This is a genomic window from Streptomyces sparsus, from assembly GCF_054776295.1.
On the sequence record NZ_BAAHCA010000263.1, the window covers coordinates 1 to 5,675 of the forward strand.

At 73.7% G+C, this 5,675-nt stretch carries 6 protein-coding genes and 1 other RNA gene; 3 read left to right on the forward strand and 4 right to left on the reverse strand.

The genetic code is table 11. From position 1 onward, the window contains the following. Together eda and yaaA are read right to left on the reverse strand one after the other, a co-directional pair. Positions 1-624: a bifunctional 4-hydroxy-2-oxoglutarate aldolase/2-dehydro-3-deoxy-phosphogluconate aldolase gene (gene eda, locus ACYVE9_RS13900; protein WP_461028141.1), complete on the reverse strand. Its 624-nt coding sequence runs from the start codon at positions 622-624 to the stop codon at positions 1-3. A 101-nt stretch (positions 625-725) separates the two neighbouring features. Then, on the reverse strand, positions 726-1,526 hold the full coding sequence (gene yaaA / locus ACYVE9_RS13905; protein ID WP_461028142.1) for a peroxide stress protein YaaA: 801 nt from the start codon (positions 1,524-1,526) through the stop codon (positions 726-728). A gap of 262 nt (positions 1,527-1,788) precedes the next feature. Between yaaA and rnpB the strand changes: the two genes are divergently transcribed. From rnpB to ACYVE9_RS13920, 3 genes are all read left to right on the forward strand, one after another. Continuing rightward, an RNA gene (rnpB, locus tag ACYVE9_RS13910) (RNase P RNA component class A) lies at positions 1,789-2,199 on the forward strand. A 266-nt stretch (positions 2,200-2,465) separates the two neighbouring features. Beyond that, positions 2,466-2,705 carry a hypothetical protein gene (locus ACYVE9_RS13915; protein WP_461028143.1) on the forward strand — a complete coding sequence of 80 codons (240 nt, stop codon included), beginning with the start codon at positions 2,466-2,468 and terminating at the stop codon, positions 2,703-2,705. Positions 2,706-3,010: 305 nt separating this feature from the next. After that, a complete protein-coding gene (locus ACYVE9_RS13920; RefSeq protein ID WP_461028144.1) occupies positions 3,011-3,928 on the forward strand; it encodes a bile acid:sodium symporter family protein in 918 nt (305 codons plus the stop codon). Between the two features lie 96 nt (positions 3,929-4,024). Here the strand turns inward: ACYVE9_RS13920 and ACYVE9_RS13925 are convergent, their stop codons facing one another. Next, entirely contained in the window at positions 4,025-4,912 is an 888-nt protein-coding gene (locus ACYVE9_RS13925; protein ID WP_461028145.1) for a PhzF family phenazine biosynthesis protein, read from the reverse strand. Positions 4,913-5,035: 123 nt separating this feature from the next. Further along, positions 5,036-5,675 (reverse strand): SDR family oxidoreductase (locus ACYVE9_RS13930; RefSeq protein WP_461028146.1); only part of this gene is annotated, 640 nt, incomplete at its 5' end.

A 5,675-nucleotide genomic window follows, 5' to 3' on the forward strand; every position in this document is an offset into this window, starting at 1 on the left:
TCAGCCGCCCGCACCCAGTCGGGCCGCCTCGGCGGCCAGCCGTTCGACTGCGGGCCAGTCGCGGGCCGCCAGTGCGGCGGGCGGCACCATCCAACTGCCGCCGACACAGCCGACGTTGGGCAGCGCGAGATAGCCCTCCGCCGACGCGCGGGTGATGCCGCCGGTGGGGCAGAAGCGCAACTGCGGCAGGGGCCCGGCCAGCGCCTTGAGATAGGCCGTCCCGCCCGCCGCCTCCGCCGGGAAGAACTTCAGCTCGGTCACGCCGCGTTCCAGCACGGCCAGCGCTTCGGACGCGGTGGAGACGCCCGGCAGGAACGGCACGCCCGCTCCGAGCAACGCGTCCAGCAGCGGATCCGTGCACCCGGGGCTCACCAGGAACCGGGCCCCAACCGCCACCGCCGCCCCGGCCTGCTCCGGCGTCAGGACCGTTCCCGCGCCCACCAGCGCCTGCGGTACCTCGTCGGCCACGGCCCGTATCGCGTCCATCGCGGCCTCGGTTCGCAGCGTCACCTCGATCACCGGCAGCCCGCCGGCGACCAGCGCCCGGGCCAGCGGCACCGCGTCCGCGGCGTCATCGATCACCACGACGGGAATCACCGGGGCCCGGTCGAGCAGGGAAGTCATGCGCGTCATCCTGCCCGGCCTCGGACACCATGTGAAATGACCGTTGCGGTACATGCAACGCACCTGCTGGGCGCCCCCCGAAGCCCCGCGGCGGATGGCTCTCAGTGCACGTCGGTGACGATGACGTCGAGCTGCCAGGGACGGCCCGGCCTGCCGGGCGGCTCGGACTCGACCCGGTGGCCGAGGTCGGCGAGGGCCACGGCCAGCTCGGCCGGTGTGGCCGGCTCGGCGCCCTCGCTCAGCAGCGAGCGGACGATCCGGCCCTTGGTGGCCTTGTTGAAGTGGCTCACCACCGAACGCTTCTCCACCCCGTCCACCACGCGGGACTGGAGTACGCGGACGGTCGCGGTGCGCTCGGCGAGTTCCCCGGCGGCCTTCCACATCGACGCGTACGCCGACGAGCGCAGGTCCAGGACGAGCCCCGTCCCCGCCGCGGCCGGCAGCGCCGTGGCGAGCGGCTGCCGCCAGAACGCCGCGAGCCCGCCGGTTCCGGGCAGCTTCACCCCGGCCGAGCAGCGGTAGGGCGGCAACCGGTCCGCGATGCCGACCGCGCCCCACAGGGCGGAGAAGACCAGCAGCTGACGTTCGGCCCGCTCCCGCGCGTCCGGTTCCAGGGTGGCCAGGCCGAGAGCGTCGTAGAGCACCCCGGTGTAGAGCTCGCCCGCGGGCAGGGTGGGCGCCGAGGGCAGCTCGGCGTTCCTGGCGACCTCACCGCGCAGGCCCACACTCAGCCCGAGTACCTGGCTCGCCTTGTCGGCGTCACCGGCACACAGCGCGACCAGCTCGTCCAGTACCGTGCGCCGTGCCTCGGTCAGCCCGGGCAGGGAGAGACCCGCCCAGTCCAGCCGGGGCCCGGACCCGCCGGTGGCCTTGCCCTCGGACGGCGGCAGCAGCACGAGCACGGTGTTCTCCTCAGTTGCTTTCCGATGCCTGTCGGCGGATGCACCGGTGCGCCGTTCCTTCCGGCTTCCGCCCGCGCACCGCGCCCCACGAGGGTACGTGGACGCCCTCCCCGCGGCGGTCACCACCCGCTGCGGGGAGGGCGGGGGCAACGCGAGCCGGTGCGGCTCGGGGCCCGGAGCGGCGGCTTCCCGTGCAGGGGCCTGCCCGTCGGAGCGGGTGCGGTGCCCGGCCTCCAGCGGCGTAGGATGGCGGAACGGCAGACGAGTCGTGCGGGCGGTCGCGTCGGGGCCTTTCGGGCCCCGCCGAGGAACGTCCGGACTCCGCAGAGCAGGGTGGTAGGTAACGCCTACCTGGGGCGACCCACGGGACAGTGCCACAGAAAACAGACCGCCGGGGCCGAGAGGCCGCGGTAAGGGTGAAACGGTGGTGTAAGAGACCACCAGCGTCCAGGGTGACCTGGACGGCTCGGTAAACCCCACCCGGAGCAAGGTCAAGAGAAGGCCGGCCGTCGCAGGACGGCCGGACTCGCGCGGACGATCGAGGGCTGCTCGCCCGAGTTCGCGGGTAGACCGCACGAGGCCGGTGGCGACACCGGTCCCAGATGGATGACCGCCTCCCGCCGACCGCGAGGTCCGGCGGAGACAGAATCCGGCGTACAGCACGACTCGTCTGCCGTTCACGTCTCTCACCTGCGGCTATGGCGTGAGTCGATGGTCCTTGAGCAGCCCCGGAGAAAGCCACGCCCGGGCTCGCGGGGTGGCGGGGGGTTCTCCGGTCGACCGGGCGTCCTCGGTCCCGTGGCCACCGTGCCTGTCTCACCGGGGCTTGCGCCCCTCGTGCGCCCGGAAAGGCTCCTTCCTCACCCGTTCGGCGTCTGTACGGCCCCTGGTAGGGGCTGTGCGCGTGCGCCGGGGCGTTTCGGTGGGCAGGCTTGGTGCATGGAACGCAAGCGACCACCAGAGCCGGAGTATCCCGTGGTGGTGGGCTCATTCGGGGACAACTCCCGGTACCGCCTGGTCTGGCTGCGGGGCCTCGGCTGGGAGCCGCTCGCGAGGGAGGAGTTCGAGGACCGGGTGCGTGAGGTCTTCCCGGACATCGATATCGACGACCCCGAGCAGGTGCACTGGGTCGACCAGCCCGAGGAGTGGTCACCGACCTGGCACCCCGGCGAGGAGTGAACCGCCCACCGGAGTGATCCGCCGAGCGGGCCCTCGCCCGGCGCGCGGCCCGTCCGGCCTGCCCCGGACGCACCCCCCCGCGTCCAGCCGCCCCGCCCCGAGCCGCCTGCCCGCTCACCCCGCGCCCACCTCCGCCCGAACCGGTAGCCACTTCGACCGCGACCCCGACGGGCGGCCCACGACCCCTGCCATGAGCCCGGCCCGGGACGAGGGCTCACGCGGGTGACAACTCCGCGCCGGCCGCGGGTGCAGAACGCGCGTGCAGCACTCTGGACGTGGCGGTGCCGCGCCCGCAGCCTGAGCGGGTGGACTCCTCCCTCTTCACCGTGTTGCTGCCGGTGGCCCTCGGTGTGGTCATGTTCGGGCTCGGCCTGGGGCTGACCGTCGGCGACTTCCGGCGAGTGGCCGGGTACCCGCGTCCGGTGCTGGTCGCCCTGGCGTGCCAGGTCCTGCTGCTGCCGCTGCTCTGCTTCGGGCTGGTGGTGGCCTTCGGTCTGGAACCGGCGCTCGCGGTCGGCATGATGCTGCTCGCCGCCTCACCCGGCGGTACCACCGCCAACCTCTACAGCCATCTCTTCGGTGGCGACGTGGCGCTCAACGTCACGTTGACGGCCATCAACTCGGTGATCGCCGTGGTCACGCTGCCCCTGATCGTGAACCTGTCGATGGCGTACTTCTTCGCCGACAGCGCCGGGCTCGGGCTGCGGTTCGACAAGACAGTGCAGGTCTTCGCGCTGGTGCTGATCCCGGTGGGACTGGGCATGCTGGTCCGGTCGCGGGCGGCGGGGTTCGCGGAACGCTGCCGGCGGCCGGTGAAGGTCGCCTCGGTGCTGATCCTGGTCGGTGTGATCGCCGCGGCGATCGGCCAGGAGCGGGACGACATCGGGGGGTACCTGGCCGACGTCGGCCTGATCGCGCTGCTGTTCAGCGTCGTGTCGCTGTCCGTCGGCTACGGCGCGAGCCGGGCGGCCGGGGTGCGCCACCCGCAGGCGGTGGCCGCGTGCATGGAGATCGGCGTGCACAACACGACGCTGTCGCTGGCGGTCGCCCTCAGCCCGGCGCTGCTGGACAACGCCCGGATGGCCGTGCCGTCCGCGGTGTACGGCGTGCTGATGTTCTTCACCGCCGCCGCTGCCGGGCTGCTGCTGCGCCGCATCGGGGGTCGCGAGGGGCAGACCGCCGGTACCTCGCCCCCGGCGGTCACCAACGCCGCCGACAGCTGACGCTCGGGCCACGGCATGCGAGTTGACAGTGCGGAGGCCGTGACGGTCCCGCGGTTCGGCCACGTGACCGGCAGGGCGCGGCGGCCGGTCCTGCCCTCAGCCCATCCGCACGGCGTGGCCGCTGACCCGGACCCGGGGGTCGCCCGCGCGCAGTTCGACGCTGAGCAGCGAGGGGCGGCCCAGATCCTCGCCCTGACGCAGGGTCAGTACCGCGTCCTCGGGCACGGCGCCGAGCCGGCGCAGGTAGCCGCCGAGTGCGGCAGCGGCGGCTCCGGTGGCCGGGTCCTCCACCACGCCGCCGACCGGGAACGGGTTGCGGACGTGGAAGGCGGCGGGGGAGTCGGGCTCGCGCCACACCAGTTGCAGGGTGGTGAGGTCGAGCCGCAGCATCAGCGTCTTCAGCCGGTGGAAGTCGTAGTCCAGCTCGGCCAGCCGCTGCCGGCTGCCGGCGGCCAGGACGAGGTGGCGGGCGCCGGCGAAGGCGATGCGCGGCGGCAGGGCGGTGTCGAGCTCCGCCCGCTGCCAGCCGAGTGCGGCCAGTGCCTCGGCCAGGTCGGGCCCGCTGATGTCGGACACCTCGGGTGGCACGGTGGTGAGCGTGGCCCGCAGCTCCCGGTCGACGGTGGCGGGGACCTCACCGACCGGGGTGGCGAAGGTGAAACCGCCCGGGCCGAGGCGTTCGGCGAGCGCGACCGCCGCGGCCACGGTGGCGTGGCCGCAGAACGGAACCTCGGCGAGCGGGCTGAAGTAGCGGACGGTGAAGCCGCGGCCGGGCTGCGCGTCCAGGTCCGCGGGCGGCCGGCTGAGAAAGGCCGTCTCGGAGTAGCCGACCTCGGCGGCGAGCGCCTGCATGGCTTTCGCGTCCAGATCGTCGGCGGCGGGCACCACCCCTGCCGGGTTGCCGCCCTCCGGTGTGCCGGTGAACGCGGCGTACCGCAGGATCTCCGGGGAAGCGGGGCCGAGCGGGGCTGGTGAGTCCGTCATACCGACCGCAACCCTCCGACCGGGCCCGCTATTCCGGCCCGTCCTGCCTCCGTGGCGAGCGGTCCGAGTGGGCGGGGGCGGACCGTTCCGGGTCGACCGGCGTCGCGGCTGCGGCGTCCCGGGTCAGCCGCGCCCGATGTACGGCATGCCGGTGGCCATGACGGTGACGAACTGGACGTTGGCCTCCAGCGGCAGTTGGGCCATGTGCAGGACCGTGCGGGCCACGTCGGCCGCGTCCATCGACGGCTCCGGCCGCACCGATCCGTCCGCCTGGAGGATGCCGGTCCGCATGCGGGCGGTCATCTCGGTGGCGGCGTTGCCCACGTCGATCTGGCCGCAGGCGATGCGGTGGGGGCGGCCGTCCAGCGACAGCGACTTCGTCAGGCCGGTCACCGCGTGCTTGGTGGCGGTGTAGGCGATGGAGTGCGGGCGCGGGGTGTGCGCCGAGATGGAGCCGTTGTTGATGATCCGTCCGCCCTGCGGTGACTGGGCCTTCATCACGCGGAAGGCCGCCTGCGCGCACAGGAAGGCCCCGGTGAGGTTGACGTCGACCACCGCGCGCCAGTCGTCGACGGAGAGCTCGTCCGGGGGCCCGGCCGGCCCGAAGGTGCCCGCGTTGTTGAAGAGCAGGTCCACCCGGCCGTCGGCTTCCATGGCCGTGTCGAACACGCCGCCCACCGCCTCCGGATCGGCGACGTCGGCGGGCACCGCCGTGGTGCGGGCGGCCGGGCCCGCCAGCCGTGCCGTCTCGGCCAGCGCCTCG